An 18816-nucleotide genomic window follows, 5' to 3' on the forward strand; every position below is an offset into this window, starting at 1 on the left:
ACGGATGGGGCAAGCGCCGAGGCTTCGCGGCGACGCGAAAGGCGTCCTCGTCAAGTCGCAAGCACTGCGCATGCGGACGGCGCAACGATGAGCCTCCCGGTTCATGCGTGCGGCCGGATATCCCAGTGACTCCGCAGTACTGCGCTAACGCGTTGTTTACAAACCTCCGACGTCTCTCCGACGGCGCCGCCGTGACCATCTCCGCGGCTCTCGGAAATGGTGCGCGCATGCATTCATCCCCCTTCCAACCCCAGGCGGCCCGCGGCGCACAGGCCGGTTGGCGGCTGCCTTTCCTTGGGCGGCGCGATCCCCGTCTAGAGGTCGCGGTCGCGCATGCCATTGGCGGGGAGCTGCCGCCGCACGCGCGCAGGCTGCCGTGGCCCGAACTGTGGGTGCCGTGGCTGGTCGGTATCGTGCTGCTGGTGTTGATGGTTGTTGCCGACGTCGACTTCCGCTGGGCCGATCAGCTGTATGGGTTGCAGGGCCAGCACTGGGCGCTGAAGTCCGCATTCGTCACCGAAGACCTGTTGCACCGGATGGGCCGTGACCTCTCCGCAGCTGCCTGGCTGGCCGTGGCAGTCGCCTGGGTCCTGAGCTGGCGGCGCCCGCATATGGGCGCCCAGCGCCGGGCACTGGCGCTGCTCGCGCTCTCGGTGCTGCTCGCCACTGGCCTGGTGGCGTGGATCAAATCGTGGTCGAACATGGACTGCCCATGGGACCTGCTGCGCTATGGCGGGCAGCGCCCGTTCGTGGCGCTGTGGGAGGCCCGTCCGGCGGCGCTGGGCCACAACCGCTGCTTCCCGGCCGGGCACGCCAGTGCCGGCTATGCGTGGATGGCGTTGTACTTCCATGCGCTCGCCGTGCGGCCCGCATGGCGCTGGCTGGGGTTGGGCGTGGGCGTGGCGGCGGGGTTGGTGTTCGGTCTGTCGCAACAGCTGCGCGGCGCCCACTTCCTATCGCATGACGTGTGGACGGCGTTGCTGTGCTGGACCGTCGCCGTCGTGGCCTGGCGGATTGGCCATCGGCGCGAGGGTCGCGCATGAGTGCGGTTGAATGGCCGCGCGGCGGCGCATGGGGCTTGGTGCGGAACTGGTTGTCCTCGCGGCCGTTGCTGACGGTCGAACAACTGGCCCTGGTTGCCAGCCTGTACTTCTCGCTGGTGTTCAACGTTGCCTACTGGCGTGGCGTGGCCGCCACCGGCAGCTTGCACGGCGCTGGCGGTACGCTGACCGGGGTGTCGATGTTCCTGGCGATCACCGCATTGCACGCGTTGCTGCTGGGTGTGCTGCTCAACCGCTGGACCGCGCGGCCGCTGCTGGCCGTGCTGCTGGTGGCCACTGCGGCCGCGGCGTACTTCGCCAGTGCCTACACCGTGTTCCTGGATGCGGACATGGTCCGCAACGTGCTGCACACCGACGCCAAGGAATCGCGTGAACTGTTCGCGCCGGGCATGCTGGCGTGGGTGACGGTGACCGGCGTACTGCCGGCGGTGGCGGTGTGGCGTGTGCGCGTCGTGCGCACGCCGTGGCCGCGGGCTGCAGGCGTACGGGTGCTGTGGATGGCCGGCGTGACCGCAGTGGCGATCGTCGCATTGCTGGTCTCGTTCCAGAACGTGTCGGCGCTGATGCGCAACCACAAGGAACTGCGCTACCTCATTGCTCCCGGCAACTACCTCGTGTCACTGACCCAGGTGGTCCTGGAGGACCACGCCGGTCCTGCGCAGCCACGTGCACCCATCGGGCTGGACGCGAAGGTGGTGGGGCGCCCGTCCGGAGCCAAACCGCGCCTGCTGGTGCTGGTGGTGGGCGAAACCGTGCGCGCACGGAACTGGGGGCTCAACGGTTACGCGCGCCAGACCACGCCGCAACTGGCTGCCCTTGCGCCCCTCAATTTCCCCGACGTGACCGCCTGTGGCTCCGCGACGGAGGTGTCGCTGCCGTGCATGTTCTCGCCATGGGGCCGCGCGGACTACGACAAGGACCGCATCAAGCACTCGCAGTCGCTGCTGCACGTGCTCGATCACGCTGGCATCGGCACGCTGTGGCGCGACAACCAGACGGGGTGCAAGGGGGTGTGCGAGGGGCTGCCGTTCGAGTCGTTCGAACACGGCACGGTGGCCGGCGATTGTACCGCCGAGGGCTGCATGGATGATGTGCTGTTGGATGGCCTCATGGACAAGGTGGCTCGCATGCCGCGCGACGCGGTGGTGGTGCTGCACCAGTTGGGCAACCATGGCCCCAGTTACTACGCGCGCTATCCGAAGGCGTTCCTGCGTTTCACGCCGGCCTGCGAGACCTCCGAGCTGGGCGACTGCAGCTCGCAGCAGGTGGTCAACGCCTACGACAACGCGATCCTGCATACCGACGATTTCCTGGCCAAGGCCATCGGTCGGCTGGCACAGCGCCACGACCGCGACACCGCACTGGTGTACGTGTCCGACCATGGAGAATCACTGGGTGAGAACGGCCTGTTCCTACACGGCGTGCCGTACGCCATCGCACCCGACACGCAGATCAAGGTGCCGATGGTGATGTGGCTGTCGTCGGGCATGGCCGCCAGCCGCGGTATCGACATGGCCTGCCTGCGCGCCCGCTCACGGCAGGCGGCCAGCCACGACAACCTGTTCCATTCGGTGCTGGGGCTGCTCCAGGTGAGCACCCGCGAGTACGACCCGGGCAGGGACCTGTTCAAAGCCTGCACCTCACCCGTGTCCTGAGGTCTCTGCCTTGCTGGCGCGATGGCCCGCGCCGTTCGGCAGCGATGCGGCGGGACCAAAAGGAAAGGCCGCCCGGATTGCTCCGGGCGGCCCCCTGCCCACGTCTGACGAGGACGCGTGTTACTTGCCGGCGGCCGCAGTGCCACCGGTCAGGCCGCGCTTCTCCAGCAACGGCTCGATCTTGGGCTCGGCGCCGGTGAAGTCCTTGAACAGCTGCAGCGCGTCCTTCTTGCCGCCCTGCGACAGCAGGGTGGCGCGGAAGCGATCGCCGTTCTCGACCTTCAGGCCGCCGTTGTCCTTGATCCAGCGCACGGTGTTGGCGTCCAGCACCTCCGACCAGATGTAGGCGTAGTAGCCGGCCGCGTAGCCGCCCATGATGTGGCTGAAGTACGGGGTCTTGTAGCGCGGCGGCACGGCCTCGAAGTCGGTGCCGTTCTGCTTCAGCGCGGCGGCTTCGAACGCCATCACGTCCTTGGCCGCCGGGGCCTTGTCGGCGCCCATCTGGTGCCAGCGCTGGTCCAGCATGGCCGAACCCAGGTACTCGGTCGTGGCGAAGCCCTGGTTGAACTTCGACGCGGCCAGCACCTTGTCCAGCAGTGCCTGCGGCATCGCCTCGCCGGTCTGGTGGTGCTTGGCGTAGTTGGCCAGGATCTCCGGCCAGTCGGCCCACATCTCGTTGACCTGCGACGGGAACTCGACGAAGTCACGCGGCACGTTGGTGCCCGAGAAGTACGGGTACTTCACGTCCGAGAACATGCCGTGCAGTGCATGGCCGAACTCGTGGAACATGGTGGTGACTTCGTCCCAGGTCAGCAGCGTCGGCTTGCCGTCGCTGGGCTTGGGGATGTTCTGGTGGTTGGCGACCACCGGCTTGGTGCCGAACAGGCCGTTCTGGTCCACGTACGAGTTCATCCACGCGCCGCCACGCTTGGACGAGCGCGCGTACGGGTCGAACAGGAAGATCGCCAGCTGCTGGCCGTCCTTGTCGAACACGTCATAGACGGTGACGTCCGGATGGTAGGTCGGCAGGTCGGTGCGCTGCTTGAAGGTGATGCCGTACAGCTTGGTCGCGGCGAAGAACACGCCGTTTTCCAGCACGTTCTTCATCTCGAAGTACGGCTTGAGCTGCGACTCATCGAAGTTGTACTTGGCCTGGCGCACCTTCTCGCTGTAGTACGCCCAGTCCCACGGCTGCAGCTGGAAGGTCGGCTCGCCCTTGGCGGCCTGTTCCTTGTCGATCATGGCCTGCAGTTCGGCGGCCTCGACCTTGGCGTTGGCCACGGCGGCCGGGGCCAGCTTGCCCATCATGGCGTTGACGGCTTCCGGCGACTTGGCGGTCTCGTCCTCGAGCACGTAGGCGGCATAGTTCGGATAGCCCATCAGCGCGGCACGGTCGGCGCGCAGCTTGACCACCTGGGCCACGATCCCGGTGTTGTCGTACTGGTTGCCGCGGCTGCCACGGGCGACGGACGCCTTGTGCAGCTTCTCGCGCAGGGCGCGGTTGTGCAGGTAGGTCTCCGGCGGCTGGCCGGTGGTGTTCTGCAGCGCCAGCACGTACTTGCCTTCCAGCTTGCGCTCCTTGGCGGCATTGGCGGCGGCGGCAATGGCCTCGTCCGACAGGCCGGCAAGCTCGTCCTTCGTATCGACGATCACCGCCGAGTCGTTGACCTCGGCCAGCACGTTCTGGCTGAACTGCGTGCCCAGCTTGGCCAGCTCCGCGTTCATGTCCTTCAGCTTGGTCTTGTCCGCGTCGGACAAGTTGGCGCCGGCGCGGACGAAATCGGTGTAGTAACGCTCGACCAGACGCACGCCCTCGGCGTCCAGGCCCAGCGTGTCCTTCTTGTCATGCAGCGCCTTGATGCGCGCGAAGAGCTTGGGGTCCAGGCGGATGGCGTCGTTGTGCGCCGACATCTTCGGGGCGAACTCGGCCTGCAGCTTCTCGCGCTCCGGGTTGGTGTCGGCGCCGACCAGGTTGTAGAACACGTTGGCCGCGCGGGTCAGCAGGCGGCCCGACTTCTCCATCGCGATGATGGTGTTGTCGAAGGTGGGTTCCTCGCTGCTGTTGGCGATCGCCTGGATTTCCTGCAGGTGCTCGGCCATGCCGCGCTCGAAGGCCGGCGCGAAGTGCTCGTCCTTGATCTTGTCGAAATGCGGGTACTGCAGCGGCAGCGTGCTTTCGGCGAAGAACGGATTGGCGGTTTCCTGCTTCACGGCGGTCTCGGTGGCGGCGGGCTGGTCGGCGGACGGCTTGCACGCGGTGACGGCGACGGAGGTCAGGGCCACGGCGAGCGCAAGCGCGAGGGGATGCTTCATTGGATGGAGTCTCGACGGCGGAAACAGAAGCTCAAGCCTACCGGATGGGCAACCCCCGACGCCCGTGACGAAAGGCACAGGTTTCCGGTCGTTCAGTCGGGTTTCGGGCACATCGGGACGACGCGGAGGCTTAATCTGGCGGGGATTGCCTGGGTAGCCGGGCTGGTCCGGGCCGGCTCCGGCGCCTGAACACGGGCTCTTTAACGATGCTGTAACATCGCCATGCCTAGCGAATCGCCACGCGTCCGACCGGGGCGCCGGGCCGTCAAGGGACGGCTCCCTGTAGCCGCATGCCATTGCATCTCCCTCCGCATCCACGGACCACCACTGCGCGTGATGGTCCCCCAGCGAGATCGCCCATGACCCGTCTTCCCGATAGCCGCCTGTTCCGCCGCAGTGCCCTGGCCGCCGCCGTTGCCGTGCTCCTGCCGTTCCAGGCCTTGGCGCAGGCCCGCACCCAGCAGGACGCCACGACCGCCCCTCAGGTCGAAACCGACGCCAAGACCCTCGACGCGGTGCACGTGACGGCCTCGCGCAAGGTCGAGAACCTGCAGGACGTGCCGGTCTCGGTCACCCTGATCAGTGCCGAGGCGCTCGACGTGCTCGGCTCCGGCGGCACCGACGTGCGCTTCCTGTCCGGCCGCGTGCCCAGCCTCAACATCGAGTCCTCGTTTGGCCGGGCGTTCCCGCGCTTCTACATCCGTGGCTACGGCAACACCGACTTCCGCCTCAACACCTCGCAGCCGGTGTCGCTGGTGTATGACGACGTCGTGCAGGAGAACCCGATCCTGAAGGGGTTCCCGGTGTTCGACCTGGATCGCGTGGAAGTGTTGCGCGGTCCGCAGGGCTCGCTGTTCGGGCGCAACAGCCCCGCGGGCGTGGTCAAGTTCGAGTCGGTGCGTCCATCGCAGGAGTTCGGCGGTTACGGCAAGGTCGGCGTCGGCAGCGACAACATGTGGAACGTCGAGGGCGCCGTTGGCGGCGGCCTGACCGACCAGTGGTCGGCGCGTGCGTCGGCACTGTTCCAGCGTCGCGACGACTGGGTGGACAACACCTTTGCCGGCCCGAACGACGGGTTGGAAGGCTACGACGAATCCGCCATCCGCCTGCAGGCGCTGTACGAGGGCGAGGACTTCGAGGCCCTGTTCAACGCGCATGCGCGCCACCTGAACGGCACCGCGCGCCTGTTCCGCGCCAACATCATCAAGCATGGCAGCAACGACCTCGTCGATGGTTTCGACGAAGACAAGATCGCCGTCGATGGCCTCAACCACTCCGAGCTGGACAGCTTTGGCGCCAACGCGCGCCTGCGCTGGAACCTGGGCAACGGCTATACGCTGCACTCGATCACCGGCTACGAGACGCTCGACACCTACAGCCGTGGCGACATCGACGGCAGCGCGGGTCCATACTTCACCGCCGCGATCCCGTTCGCCTCGGAAACCGCCGACGGCATCCCGGACCACTCGCAGTGGACCCAGGAGTTCCGCATCGAGTCCAACTTCGATGGCGCGTGGAACTGGCAGGGTGGCCTGTTCTACTTCAACGAAGACTACGATGTCGAAAGCTTCAGCTATGACTCGCTGGCCGGTGGCGCGCAGGACGGCTACGAGCGCATCAACCAGACCAACGACGCCTGGGCGCTGTTCGGTGCGGTCACCTGGGCGGCGACCGACAAGCTGGAACTGCGCGCTGGCGCCCGCTACACGTGGGACAAGAAGGACCTGAGGGTCGAGGAATACTGGAACACCGGCTTCGCGCCCTGCATCGGCCCGAGCCTGGGCATCATTCCGGGTCCGGTGCGCTGCACCCTGGCCGACCTGGCTGCTGCCGAGCCCGACGGCGACCTGTCGGCCGACACCGAGGACAAGAAGTTCAGCTGGGATCTCTCGGCCACCTACGAGATCAATGACGACGTGAACCTGTACGGTCGCGTCGCCACCGGCTACCGCGGCAGCAGCATCCAGGCGGCGAGTGCGTTCAACTTCAAGTCCCTTGCCGAGCCGGAGACCGCCACCTCGTTCGAGGCTGGCGTGAAGGCGGACCTGTGGGGCAATCGCGCGCGCATCAACGCAGGCGTCTTCTATTACGAAGTGAAGGACCAGCAGCTCACCGCGGTGGGCGGCTCGTCCAATGCCAACATCCTGGTCAATGCCAAGAAGGCCACCGGCCAGGGTGTCGAGATGGACTTCCAGGCCTACCTGGCCGACAACGTGCTGTTCACGCTCGGCAGCGGCTACAACGACACCGAGATCAAGGATGCCGACTTGTCCGTGTCGGTCTGCGCCTCGTGCACCGTTACCGACCCACTGGACGGCAACGGCAAGGCGCTGATCGACGGCAACCCGCTGCCGCAGGCCCCGGAGTGGACCCACAACGTGACCCTGCGCTGGGGCATCCCGACCTCCAACGGCGGCGAGTTCTACGCATACACCGACTGGGTGTACCGCAGCGAGCTGAACTTCTTCCTGTACGAGTCCAAGGAGTTCACTGCCAAGTCGCTGGTCGAAGGTGGCCTGCGCGTGGGCTACACCTGGGGCTACGGCAAGTACGACGTGGCGCTGTACGGCCGCAACATCACCGATGAAGTGCAGGTGGTGGGCGCCATCGACTTCAACAACCTGACCGGCATGATCAACGAGCCGCGACTGTTTGGCCTGGAGTTCAAGGCCAACTTCTGAACCCGGCCACCGTCGACCGATGTTCGGCGCCAGCACGGCCCACCCGTGCTGGCGCCCTTGTTTTCGGATGCGTGTGAGGCGGTATGCTGGAGGCCCCAGTGGAGGCAGCGCCATGACGACCGCCTACGACTTCTCCGCCACCGACATCGACGGCCGGTCGCGCACGCTGGACGAATACCGCGGCAAGGTGCTGCTGGTGGTCAACGTGGCCTCCAAGTGCGGCTTCACCCCGCAATACGCGGGCCTGGAAAAGCTCTGGCGCGACTACGGCCCACGCGGCCTGGTGGTGCTGGGCTTCCCCTGTGACCAGTTCGGCCACCAGGAGCCGGGCAACGAGGCCGAGATCAAGGACTTCTGCTCGCTCACCTACGACGTCACGTTTCCGATGTACGCCAAGATCGACGTCAACGGCGACGCGGCGCATCCACTATGGAAGTGGCTGAAGGACGAGAAGGGCGGCTTCCTCGGCATCGATGCCATCAAGTGGAACTTCACCAAGTTCCTCGTCGGCCGAGACGGTCGCGTGCTCAAGCGCTTTGCACCCAACGAGAAACCCGAATCCCTGTCCGCCGACATCGAGGCGGCCCTGGCCTGATCGGAGGTGCTTCCGTGAATGACGTCCGGATGCCGTTCGAGGTGACCTTCCAGTTTTCCAGCACACGCCTGCGCGCCGAGATCAGCGGCGTGCACGACACCTGGGAGGTGATGCTCTCGCGCTGGATGGCCATTGCCGACGAGGCCCGGCGGTGCAGCCCGACGCAGTTGCTTGTGGTCGATCGCATGACCGGCGAAGCGATGTCCCCCGAGGATCGTCAACGCTTCATCGGCGCGCTGATCGGGCAGGGCCTGGAGGGCGTCCGCATCGCCTATGTCGAGGCGCACGACGACCGCATCTCCCTGGCCGAATCCATCGAGATCCTCGCGCGCGAGCGTGGCTATGCAGTCCGCGTGTTCGCCAGCGAGACGTCGGCCTCGGTCTGGCTGACCTACGGCGAGGATTAGTTACTTCTCGACGAAGGCGCGCTCGAACACATACTGGCCGGGCGTGCCGATGCGCGGCGCGGCGGTGAAGCCGCGGCTGTCGAGCAGTGCGCGGAAGTCGGCCAGCATCTGCGGGCTGCCGCAGATCATGGCGCGGTCGTGTTCGGCGTCGAGTGGCTCGATCCCCAGGTGCTCCATCATCCGCCCGTCGGCCATCAGGTCGGTCAGGCGGCCACGATGGTCGTGCCCGTCAAAGGTGAAGGGCTCGCGCGAGACCGCCGGGTAGTACCGCAGTTTGGCCGTAATGGTCTCGCCCAGGAACTCGTGGTGCGGCAGCTCGTTGACGATGTAGTCGCGGTACGCCAGGTCATCCGCACTGCGCACGCCGTGGCACAGGATGACCTTGTCGAAGCGCTCGTACGTTTCCGGATCCTTGATCACCGACAGCCATGGCGCAAAGCCCGTCCCGGTGCCAAGCAGGTACAGGTTGCGGCCCGGATGCAGGTCGGAGATCAGCAGCGTGCCGGTGGGCTTGCGGCCGATCAGGATCGTGTCGCCGGGCTTGATGTGCTGCAGCCGCGAGGTCAGCGGGCCGTCCTGCACCTTGATGCTGAAGAACTCCAGCTGCTCCTCCCAGTTGGCGCTGGCGATTGAGTATGCGCGCATCAGCGGCTTGCCCTCCGTTTCCAGTCCGATCATCACGAACTGCCCGTTGTCGAAACGGAAGCCGTCGTCGCGGGTGGTGGTGAAGCTGAAATAGGCGTCCGTCCAGTGGCGGACGTCCAGCACGGTCTCGGTGCCGAAGGCGGATGACATGGGCGGGGCAGGGGAGGACAGCGGATGACTGCCCATTTTACGCCAGCCGCCGCCGGGGTGCCTAACCGGTTCCCGCGGGCGGATCGCCTTGCGCGGTACCCGGATCGACGCCCGCCGTGGCGGCAGGCGCGGCTTCGTCCTGGCCAGGTTGCCCGCGGCGCGCAGCATCGGCACTTGCGTGCCCGTGATCCGTTGCAAGCGCCGGTCAGCGGTGGGTCAGGGCGCGCCTGCCACGCCGGGTGGCGTGATCTTCAGCAAGCGTCCATCGTCCTCGTCGGTCAACACATACAACAGGCCATCGGGCGTGGCGCGCACATCGCGGATGCGCTCCTCCAGCGACTCCAGCAATCGCTCCTCGCCGGTGATCCGCTCGCCGTCCAGCGATAGCCGGATCAGCGCACGGCCCGACAATGCCCCGAGGAACAGGCTCCCGTTCCACTTCGACGCAGGCTGGTTGACGTGGAAGGCCATGCCGGACAAGGCCGGTGACTTTTCCCACACGTGGTAGGGCTGCTCCATCCCGGTCGCGGCGGTGCCGACCGCCTCCGGAATCTTCAGTCCGGAATAGTTGATGCCGTGGGTGATGACCGGCCATCCGTAATTCCTCCCGGCTTCGGGCAGGTTGATCTCATCGCCGCCGCGCGGGCCATGCTCGCTTTGCCAGACCTTGCCGGTCCGCGGGTCGATGGCCATCCCCTGCATGTTGCGGTGGCCATAGCTCCAGATCTCCGGGCGCGCATCCTTGCGCCCCACGAACGGGTTGTCGGGGGGGATACTGCCGTCCAGGTTCAGTCGCACCAGTTTGCCCTGCAGCATGTCCAGCTTCTGCGCAGTGGGCCTGTCGTTGCGCTCGCCCTGGCTGATGAAGACATGGCCGTTGTCGTCGAAGACGATGCGGGAACCAAAATGGTTCGGCCCCTCCAGCTTCGGCATCTGGCGGTAGATCACGCGCACTTCGGTCAGCGCATCGCCCCGCAGCAGACCGGTGGCCACCGCGGTGCCGGCCGTACCGTCTTCACCGGGTTCGGCGTAACTCAGGTATATGCGCCCCGTGACGGAGTAGTCGGGCGCCAGCACCACGTCCAGCAGGCCACCCTGGCCGTGCGCATACACCGTGGGCACTCCGCTGATCGGTGCCGACACAGCGCCAGTCTCCGAAATCCGGCGCAGTTGGCCAGGTCGCTCGGTCACCAGGAAGCCGCCGTCCGGCAGCGGCGCAACCGCCCACGGGTGCACCAGGCCCCGTGCGATCTCAGTCACGCCGAACACTCCTGCGGTGCTCTCATATGAAGTGTGCGGCTGCGAAACTGGAGCCGGTCGGGCCACGGCTTCGGCGGATGCGTCCTGGCGGGCACCACACGCGACCAGCGGGGCCAGAAGCACCGCGCAAGCGGCAAAACGGGAAACGGCGAGGCGCATGGTGCGCTCCTGTCGGCGTTGGCCCAGCGGGGCGATGAACGATGGACCATCAGCATACCGTCCTGTCCCGCGCCGATGCGGTTGTCATGACCCCGGTCAAGGCAGCAGACGGGCAGGGCGATGAGCATGGCCCCGCACCGGCATGGCGCCGGCCCCCGACAGGAGACACGCATGCTTTTCGATATCGCCACCCTGAAAGATGACACCGCCGCCGGCACCGTCACCCAGGCCATCCTGGCCCGCGACCCCACGGCGGAAATCACGGTACAACTGGCCAACCGCCGGGTTCGGGTGGAAGGCCTGATGACCGAGCAGCAGGTATTGGACGCACTGCAGGGTGCAGGCCACTTCGCGAGCAAGGCCCCGCCACACAGCGGCGAAGGCAGCACCTGTTGCGGCGGTTGCGGCGGCTGAGGTGCGTCCGCCACACAGGCGCCGGTCCGGCATTCCGGAGGCCGGCAGCCGTGGCGCTCCCGGCGTAGCCTGCGGGCGGACACGCGCCGCCTGGTTGGCGAAACCGCCAACCAGGCGGCTCCGGGCCCGCCGACGCAACACCCTCGTCCACAGGACCAACGCCTGGCACCAGTGTGTTCCAAGGGGCCATGAACCCGCGAGGGGCCACGTTCGCTAAAATGGCTGCCCCACTGCCAGCCACAGCCCGCCGTGTCCTCATCCAGTTCCGCTTCCCGCAACCCCGCCGACTTCCCGCCCGTCTCGATCAAGCAGGAAGACCTGATCCAGTCCGTCGCCGACGCGCTGCAGTACATCTCGTACTACCACCCGGTTGATTACATCAGGAACCTCGCCGCCGCCTATGAGCGCGAGGAGTCCCCGGCGGCCAAGGACGCGATGGCGCAGATCCTGATCAACTCGCGCATGAGCGCCGAGGGCCATCGCCCGATCTGCCAGGACACCGGCATCGTCACCGTCTTCCTGGAAGTCGGCATGAACGTGCGCTGGGATGACGCCACCCTGGCGCTGGAAGACATGGTCCACGAAGGCGTGCGCCGCGCCTATGCCCACCCGGACAACAAACTGCGCGCTTCGGTGCTGGCCGACCCGGCCGGCAAGCGCACCAACACCAAGGACAACACCCCGGGCGTGGTCAACGTCAAGATCGTCCCCGGCAACACCGTTGACGTGATCGTCGCGGCCAAGGGCGGCGGTTCCGAAGCGAAGTCCAAGTTCGCCATGCTCAACCCGTCCGACTCCATCGTCGACTGGGTGCTCAAGACCGTGCCGACCATGGGCGCGGGCTGGTGCCCGCCGGGCATGCTGGGCATCGGCATCGGCGGCACCGCCGAGAAGGCGATGTTGCTGGCCAAGGAAGCGCTGATGGAGCCGATCGACATCACCGATCTGCAGCAGCGCGGTGCGTCGAACCGTGCCGAAGAGCTGCGTCTTGAACTGTACGAGAAGGTCAACGCGCTCGGCATTGGCGCGCAGGGCCTGGGCGGGCTGACCACCGTGCTCGACATCAAGGTCAAGGATTACCCGACCCACGCGGCCAACCTGCCGGTCGCGCTGATCCCCAACTGCGCCGCCACCCGCCACGCGCACTTCACCCTCGACGGCAGCGGCCCGGTGATGCTGGATCCGCCGTCGCTCGCCGACTGGCCGCAGCTGACCTACGACGCCTCCAAGGGCCGTCGCGTCAACCTCGACACGCTGACCCGGGAAGAGGTCGCCTCGTGGAAGCCCGGTGAGGTCCTGCTGCTCAACGGCAAGCTGCTCACCGGCCGCGACGCCGCGCACAAGCGCATGGTCGACATGCTCAACAAGGGCGAGCCGCTGCCGGTGGACCTCAAGGGCCGCTTCATCTACTACGTCGGCCCGGTCGATCCGGTGCGTGACGAAGTCGTCGGCCCCGCCGGTCCCACCACCGCCACGCGCATGGACAAGTTCACCGAGCAGGTCCTGGCGCAGACCGGCCTGATGGGCATGGTCGGCAAGGCCGAGCGCGGCCCCGCGGCCATCGAGGCGATCAGGAAACACCAGTCGGCCTACCTGATGGCCGTTGGCGGTGCCGCGTACCTGGTGTCGAAGGCGATCAAGGCCGCCAAGGTCGTCGGCTTCGCCGACCTGGGCATGGAGGCCATCTACGAGTTCGAAGTGCAGGACATGCCGGTCACCGTCGCGGTCGACTCGCAGGGCACCTCGGTGCACGAGACCGGGCCGAAGGAGTGGCAGGCGCGCATCGGCAAGATCCCGGTGGTCGTGGCCTGATCCTGCTGCACGAGCCAAATGCAAGGGCCGACAGGAATGTCGGCCCTTTTTTCGTGCGGCGAGTGATGAACGTCGGGGCGCGTGGTCATGGACTACGCGTGAAATGCAGCGTTTCCGCCACCTTTCGGCCATGATGGTGGTCGCTCAATACCACTCCAGCAACGATATCCCCAGCCCCACGTACGTGGCGCGGTGGTTGTAGTCGAGCAGGCTCTCGCCATACCCGTCGAACACCTGCACGTGGCCGCGGAACGATCGGGTGATCGGGAAGCCCCAGTCCAGTTGCACCGCACCAAGCGAGTGTCCGCCCGTGCGCAGCGAATGCCGGGCCATGACCGCGAACTCGTGTCCATTCCAGCGCCGCACCAGGGTTGCATCGGCGCGCCCGACGTAATCCTCGATGCCCGGGTTCTCGTCCTCGCGGGAGCCCTCGGGAATGCGCCACCACGGGCGGACGGTCAATGCCCAGTCATCGCGGTCCAGGCCGATGTTGAGGATCACCCGGTTCCAACTGCGCGATACCGGATCGGCGCGGCCATTGGACTGGTGGTTGATGCCCAGCGCCAGCATCCGCCCGCGCCATCCCAGCAACGAGTAGTTGTTGCGGAACACCAGCATCACTTCCGGCTCGTAGTTGGTTTCGCGGAAGGGCCGTGACTCATCGCCGTTGTAGACCTGCCACCGCGAGCTCTGTGTATAGGCCGTCCACAGGTCGCCGTTGTCACCGAACAGGTTCTCCGCGATCTTGGTCTTGAAGCTCAGCTGGAACTTCGCTTCGGTGTTGTCCAAGGGCAGTGGTTCGCCCGTGCCACCGCCCGTGTCCGATGCGGAGGGTTGGCGGTTGGGGTCGCTGGTCCAGAACACCGGGAGCAGATACACCGGCTTGTACGCGCGCAGGTTGAAGAGGCCAAGCTTGGAGCCCTTGGCCAGTTCCCAGCGGCCGTCCAGCATCGAGCCCATGCCCGCGTTGGCGATTCGCTGGTCGAAGACGGAGTCGTGCTCCGAACGGAACAGTTCGCCCAGCACGCGACGTGCCGCGGGCACGCCAGCCGCCTCGAGCTCCACACGGTCATACTCGGCGATGCGCTGCTTGGTCAGCAGCGCCTCGGCGGCGGCACGGTCGGCGGCCGTCGGGGTGGTCTGGCCACGGCCCACCGCGACGTCGTAGCACTTCAGCCGTTCTGCGTCCGACTGGATGGGGGCGCATGCCGCTGGCGACCGTTCGGGCACCGGTGTGACGGGGGATGGTTCGGCGGCAACGGCGACCGCGGGGGCCAGCAACATCGCGATGGCCAGGCTGCGGCCGCAAGGCCTCGTCGGCACGCGGAACCGGCGGGAAGTCAGGATCGATTCCACGCGACCCATGGCCTCAGGTCCACCAGGCAAACGCGAACAGTCCCAGCATCGCGAACGCCAGGCCGACCTTCAGCACCGTGCCCAACACGATGCCGAACCAGGTGCCGACACCCACCTTCGTGGCCTGTCCCAGGTCACGGCGCTGGATCAGTTCGCCAGCCAGGGCGCCCACGAACGGGCCCGCGAACAGGCCCAGTGGACCGAAGAATATGCCCACCAGGGTGCCCAGCACCGCACCGGCCAGCGCCAACCGGCTTGCGCCAACGCGCTTGGCGCCCATCGAGGCCGCCAGCAGGTCGATCCCGAGCGAAAGCAGGGTCAGGATGCCCAGCGCCACCAGCCATCCCCAGCCCACGTACTCGAAACCGCCGGCCCAGGCCGCCAGCACCATGCCCACGAACATCAGTGGTATTCCCGGCAGCGCGGGGAGCACCGTCCCGGCCAGCCCCACCAGCATCAGCAGCGCGGCCACCAGATAGAGAATCGTCTGCGTATCCAATCAGAACCCCCGGGTTTTCACGGTTTATGCCACTGGTCGAGGCGCGATTGCAATTTCATGGGGCGCGGGATACCGTGCGGGCGCTGTGTTTGCCAAGGGTCACCGTTAACCGTGGCCCGATGCGGTCGATCATTCCACATGCACGTCTGCCTGCACGTACGATCCGCTTCATCGTTGCACCTGGCGCCTCCTTGCAACCAGCACGTCACGAAAGGTGATGGACCAACCAACTCGTTTCAGGGAGCAAGTGAAAATGTCGAACCGTGAGCAAGGTACCGTCAAGTGGTTCAACGATGCCAAGGGCTTCGGCTTCATCAGCCGCGAGAATGGCGAAGACGTGTTCGTGCACTTCCGCGCCATCCAGTCCCAGGGCTTCAAGAGCCTGAAGGAAGGCCAGCCGGTCAGCTTCACCGTCGTCCAGGGCCAGAAGGGCCTGCAGGCCGACGCCGTGCAGCCGCTGTAACGGCAGCCGCCGTAACGCGGATGCAATACGGGGACGTCGCCACCGTTGGCGACGCCCCCGTCACTGGAACCCGGCCACGGCCGGGTTTTTTCATTGCGGCGGCGTTGCTGCGCGCGGGCGCTCAGCGCGACCAGGCGCGTCCGTTGTACACGCGCACGTAACCACCTTCGCGGATCCCGGAGATGTCATTCTGGGTGACCACGGTGGTGCGCCCATCGTTCATGCGCACGTACACGTTGTACCGGTCACCCCCTGTCCGGTTCTGGATGGCGTTGCCGGCCACGGCTCCGGCCACCGCGCCGGCCACCGTAGCGGTGTTGCGGCGCCCCTTGCTTTCATCGTCGGCCAGTTCGCGCCCTGCGGCAGCGCCCACCAGGCCGCCCAGCACCGCGCCGGTGGCATTGGGGGCACCGCCGCCGGAGATGCGCTCGATGCGCGTCACGGTGCCGCAGTCGTAGCAATCGGCGGTGCTGCCGCCATAGTACGGGTCGCGGCTGCTGTAGACGGGTGACGTGGCGCAGCCGGCGAGCGCCGTGGCCGCGACGGCTGCCAGTACTGCCAACCTGGGATTGATCGTGTTCATCGCACACTCCTTCGCTGGGGCTCGGTCACGGCGTACGCCGTGCAGCCCAAACCTAGGCCAAGGGCGGTGAATACCACCTCAATTGCCGCGGCACGGCCACTCGCGGTTCAGCAAGCGGCCTTGCGCCCCGGTTCAGCCACGGAAATCCTGGTGGCAAGCCTTGCAGGCGCCGCCCACGTCCTTCATCAGCGTCTGCACGCCAGCACAGTTGAGCGGCGGCGAGGCCAGCGCGCCATCCAGCGTGGCGCGCATCCTGCTGGCGGCATCGCCAAAGCGTGCATCGTCGCGCAGGTCAGGGAATGCCGGCTCCAGGTCGTTGGCCAGCGTCCGCAGCGACTGCACGTGGGGCAGGGTGTCGGTGGGGCCGCACCGGTTCTGGTCCACGCTCCCCTTCAGCTGGCCCATGTGCCACTGCTGCACGTGCATCACCGCTTCGGGGAAATGGTCCTTGCGCGCATCCAGGGCCCGCAGCGCCATCACCGTGGCCACGACACCCAGCACCAGGCCCAGCAGGAACAGGAACAGGTATCGAGAGCCGTGGCCGGTCTTGGCGGGAGTGGCAGGGGTGGCGGGCATGGGGTCCGGGGTGCTCATCGGTCAACGCTCCTTGGTCGAAGTTGCCCGGACGATAACACGCACCCACCGGGGCCACGCCGCTTGCCCGCTACACTATGCACCATGAGCAAACCTGCCCTTGATCCGGTCTGGACCGACCGTTTTTCCGGCGTCGATCGCCTGTATGGCGTCGGTACGCTGGCGCATTTTGCCGCCGCCCGCGTGGCGGTGGTCGGGATGGGCGGCGTCGGGTCATGGGTGGTCGAGGCCCTGGCCCGCACGGGCATCGGCCACCTGACCCTGATCGATGCCGATGACATCTGCGTGTCCAACACCAACCGCCAGTTGCCCGCGCATGCGGGGCAGTTCGGGCGGGCCAAGGTGGAGGCGATGGCCGAGCGCTGCCGTGCCATCAACCCGCACATCGACGTGGTGCCGGTGGCCAGTTTCCTGACCGCGTCCAACCAGGCCGAGTTGCTGGACCAGGGATTCGACCTGGTCATCGATGCCTGCGACAGCTTCCGCAGCAAGGTCGAGTTGATCGCCTGGTGCCGTCGGCGCAAGTTGCCGGTGATCGTGGTGGGCGCCGCCGGTGGCCGCACCGACCCCACGCTGGTGCGCGTGCGTGACCTGTCGCGCACCGAGCACGATGCGATGCTGGCGCTGATCCGCAAGAAGCTGCGCGCCGAGTTCAATTTCCCAAAGAACAAGGACCGCTACTTCGGCGTCTCGGCCATCTACTCGCTGGAGAACGTGCGTTACCCGCAGGCCGATGGCACCGTGTGCGGCCTGCGCCCGCAGGTGGCGGGCGATGCGGCGCTCAAGCTGGACTGCGGTGCCGGACTAGGTGCGGCGACGCACATCACCGGCGCGTTTGCCTTCGCGGCGGTGGGGCGGGCCTTGGAAATCCTTCTCAAAGGGCGCGCCAAGGCCGCATGACCTCCCACGCCATCGGCACGACCACGACCCGTTGGGTGGCGGGGGGCGGTATCAAACGGCCGGGGGCAATCCGAACAGCCGTTCCGCGTTGCGGCTGGTGGCAGTCGCCAGCGCTTCCGGTGACTCACCCCTGAGGGCCGCGGTCACCTCCAGGATGGTGGACAGCCGCGCCGGCTCATTGCGCATTCCGCGGACGCCCGCGTCCGGCTGGTCCGGTGCATCGGTCTCCAGCATCAGCATCTCGATGGGTAGCGTCGCGACCAGCGTGCGCAGGCGGTTCGCACGCTCGTAGGTTACCGGTCCGCCCAGGCTGACCAGGAATCCCAGTGCGTGCAGCCGCTCGGCCTGGTCGCGACTGCCGGGAAAACTGTGCACCACCCCGCGCAGTGGGCCGAACCGGCGAATGGCCGCGATCACCTGGTCCACGGCACGGCGCGCATGCACGATCACCGGCAGATCGAAGTCGCGGGCCAGCCGCAACTGCTGCTCGAAGTACATCGATTGCGTATCCGGGTCCAAGCCCTCGACGAAGAAGTCCAGGCCGCATTCGCCCACGGCAACCGGGCGCTCGCGCTCGATCCATTCCCGGAGTTCAACCAGATGCTCCGGCCGGTGCACCGGCAGGTACATCGGGTGCAGGCCGTAGGCCGGAAAAAGCCCGTCATGGTTGCGGCAGATATCCCGCAACTTCGGCCATGCCGCGGCTTCCACGGCAGGCAGGACCTGACGGGTAACGCCTGCAGCGCGCGCGCGCGCGATCACCGCCTCCCGGTCTGCGTCGAACTCGGGTGCATCCAGGTGGCAGTGTGTGTCGACCAGCATGCCGCGTCAGCGCTGCGGTGTGTTCGCCCGGGTGTCGCCGGTGCCTTTGCGGTCTTTCCAGTTGGCCAGCAGCAGCGTGCCCAGGCCCAGCAGGATCTCGTCGATGAAGGGCACTGCGTCGGGCAGCACCATGGACCGACCAGAGTTCCATAGACACTCAGTCGCCGCTCTGCGCGTAGCGCTTTTCGAACTCTACCGGTGACATGCCGCCAGCGGAACCATGCCGGCGAATCGGGTTGTAGAACATCTCGATGTAGTCGAACACGTCCGAAGCAGCAGTGGCTCGCGTCGGGTAGATCTGCCGCTTGATCCGCTCCTTCTTCAGGACGCTGAAGAAACTCTCGGCCACGGCGTTGTCGTGGCAGTTCCCGCGACGGCTCATGCTCGGCACCATCCGGTGCGCCTTCAGGAACGACTGCCAGTCGTTGCTGGTGAACTGGCAGCCCT

Annotated in this window: 18 protein-coding genes and 1 pseudogene; 9 read left to right on the forward strand and 10 right to left on the reverse strand. The window is 66.7% G+C overall.

Annotated elements, in window-relative coordinates; all coding sequences use genetic code 11:
- The first annotated feature begins 227 nt into the window (after positions 1 to 227).
- Together IP93_RS06780 and IP93_RS06785 are read left to right on the forward strand one after the other, a co-directional pair.
- Positions 228 to 1043 carry a phosphatase PAP2 family protein gene (locus IP93_RS06780; RefSeq protein ID WP_158636291.1) on the forward strand — a complete coding sequence of 272 codons (816 nt, stop codon included), beginning with the start codon at positions 228 to 230 and terminating at the stop codon, positions 1041 to 1043.
- The gene (locus tag IP93_RS06785) at positions 1040 to 2716 is read left to right on the forward strand and encodes a phosphoethanolamine transferase (RefSeq protein WP_144813616.1); all 1677 of its coding nucleotides are present in this window, start codon (positions 1040 to 1042) and stop codon (positions 2714 to 2716) included. Before IP93_RS06780 ends, IP93_RS06785 begins: the two co-directional genes overlap by 4 nt.
- Before the next feature lie 120 nt (positions 2717 to 2836).
- Here the strand turns inward: IP93_RS06785 and IP93_RS06790 are convergent, their stop codons facing one another.
- Complete coding sequence (locus tag IP93_RS06790) at positions 2837 to 5029, reverse strand: M3 family metallopeptidase (protein ID WP_144813619.1); 2193 nt, start codon at positions 5027 to 5029, stop codon at positions 2837 to 2839.
- Positions 5030 to 5388: 359 nt separating this feature from the next.
- On the opposite strand from IP93_RS06790, the gene IP93_RS06795 reads away from it, so the two are divergent.
- The 3 genes from IP93_RS06795 (at position 5389) to IP93_RS06805 (ending at position 8712) form a co-directional block, all read left to right on the forward strand.
- A complete protein-coding gene (locus tag IP93_RS06795; protein ID WP_199747128.1) occupies positions 5389 to 7710 on the forward strand; it encodes a TonB-dependent receptor in 2322 nt (773 codons plus the stop codon).
- A gap of 112 nt (positions 7711 to 7822) precedes the next feature.
- Positions 7823 to 8305: a glutathione peroxidase gene (locus tag IP93_RS06800; RefSeq protein ID WP_144813624.1), complete on the forward strand. Its 483-nt coding sequence runs from the start codon at positions 7823 to 7825 to the stop codon at positions 8303 to 8305.
- 14 nt (positions 8306 to 8319) lie between these two features.
- Entirely contained in the window at positions 8320 to 8712 is a 393-nt protein-coding gene (locus tag IP93_RS06805) for a hypothetical protein (RefSeq protein ID WP_144813626.1), read from the forward strand.
- On the opposite strand, the gene IP93_RS06810 is transcribed toward IP93_RS06805, so the two are convergent.
- Positions 8713 to 9507 (reverse strand): ferredoxin--NADP reductase, encoded by a 795-nt coding sequence (locus tag IP93_RS06810; protein ID WP_144813628.1) that lies wholly within the window; start codon positions 9505 to 9507, stop codon positions 8713 to 8715. It lies immediately after the preceding gene.
- A gap of 216 nt (positions 9508 to 9723) precedes the next feature.
- The gene (locus IP93_RS06815) at positions 9724 to 10767 is read right to left on the reverse strand and encodes a PQQ-dependent sugar dehydrogenase (RefSeq protein WP_242006777.1); all 1044 of its coding nucleotides are present in this window, start codon (positions 10765 to 10767) and stop codon (positions 9724 to 9726) included.
- Positions 10768 to 11097: 330 nt separating this feature from the next.
- Between IP93_RS06815 and IP93_RS06820 the strand changes: the two genes are divergently transcribed.
- Entirely contained in the window at positions 11098 to 11340 is a 243-nt protein-coding gene (locus tag IP93_RS06820) for a hypothetical protein (RefSeq protein WP_144813635.1), read from the forward strand.
- Positions 11341 to 11589: 249 nt separating this feature from the next.
- A complete protein-coding gene (locus tag IP93_RS06825) occupies positions 11590 to 13152 on the forward strand; it encodes a fumarate hydratase (RefSeq protein WP_144813638.1) in 1563 nt (520 codons plus the stop codon).
- Between the two features lie 144 nt (positions 13153 to 13296).
- Here IP93_RS06825 and IP93_RS06830 read toward each other — a convergent pair whose 3' ends face one another.
- Positions 13297 to 14436 (reverse strand): phospholipase A, encoded by a 1140-nt coding sequence (locus IP93_RS06830; RefSeq protein WP_144813687.1) that lies wholly within the window; start codon positions 14434 to 14436, stop codon positions 13297 to 13299.
- A gap of 85 nt (positions 14437 to 14521) precedes the next feature.
- Positions 14522 to 14965 (reverse strand): DUF456 domain-containing protein, encoded by a 444-nt coding sequence (locus IP93_RS06835; protein WP_425480033.1) that lies wholly within the window; start codon positions 14963 to 14965, stop codon positions 14522 to 14524.
- A 295-nt stretch (positions 14966 to 15260) separates the two neighbouring features.
- Between IP93_RS06835 and IP93_RS06840 the strand changes: the two genes are divergently transcribed.
- A complete protein-coding gene (locus tag IP93_RS06840) occupies positions 15261 to 15470 on the forward strand; it encodes a cold-shock protein (RefSeq protein WP_144813643.1) in 210 nt (69 codons plus the stop codon).
- Positions 15471 to 15591: 121 nt separating this feature from the next.
- Here the strand turns inward: IP93_RS06840 and IP93_RS06845 are convergent, their stop codons facing one another.
- Positions 15592 to 16053 carry a glycine zipper 2TM domain-containing protein gene (locus IP93_RS06845; RefSeq protein ID WP_144813646.1) on the reverse strand — a complete coding sequence of 154 codons (462 nt, stop codon included), beginning with the start codon at positions 16051 to 16053 and terminating at the stop codon, positions 15592 to 15594.
- Positions 16054 to 16185: 132 nt separating this feature from the next.
- Positions 16186 to 16647 (reverse strand): cytochrome c, encoded by a 462-nt coding sequence (locus tag IP93_RS06850; protein ID WP_242006778.1) that lies wholly within the window; start codon positions 16645 to 16647, stop codon positions 16186 to 16188.
- A gap of 84 nt (positions 16648 to 16731) precedes the next feature.
- On the opposite strand from IP93_RS06850, the gene IP93_RS06855 reads away from it, so the two are divergent.
- Positions 16732 to 17547: a tRNA threonylcarbamoyladenosine dehydratase gene (locus tag IP93_RS06855; RefSeq protein WP_144813648.1), complete on the forward strand. Its 816-nt coding sequence runs from the start codon at positions 16732 to 16734 to the stop codon at positions 17545 to 17547.
- 51 nt (positions 17548 to 17598) lie between these two features.
- On the opposite strand, the gene IP93_RS06860 is transcribed toward IP93_RS06855, so the two are convergent.
- From IP93_RS06860 to IP93_RS06865, 3 genes and pseudogenes are all read right to left on the reverse strand, one after another.
- Positions 17599 to 18369, reverse strand: a complete 771-nt coding sequence (locus tag IP93_RS06860) for a TatD family hydrolase (RefSeq protein WP_144813651.1) — start codon at positions 18367 to 18369, stop codon at positions 17599 to 17601.
- A gap of 6 nt (positions 18370 to 18375) precedes the next feature.
- Positions 18376 to 18504: pseudogene (locus IP93_RS15885) on the reverse strand (DUF6116 family protein); the annotation flags it as partial.
- Between the two features lie 22 nt (positions 18505 to 18526).
- On the reverse strand, positions 18527 to 18816 hold a 290-nt coding region (locus IP93_RS06865; RefSeq protein ID WP_144813654.1), incomplete at its 5' end, for an IS3 family transposase.

The sequence above is a fragment of the Aerolutibacter ruishenii genome (assembly GCF_007830115.1).
Lineage (GTDB): Bacteria > Pseudomonadota > Gammaproteobacteria > Xanthomonadales > Xanthomonadaceae > Aerolutibacter > Aerolutibacter ruishenii.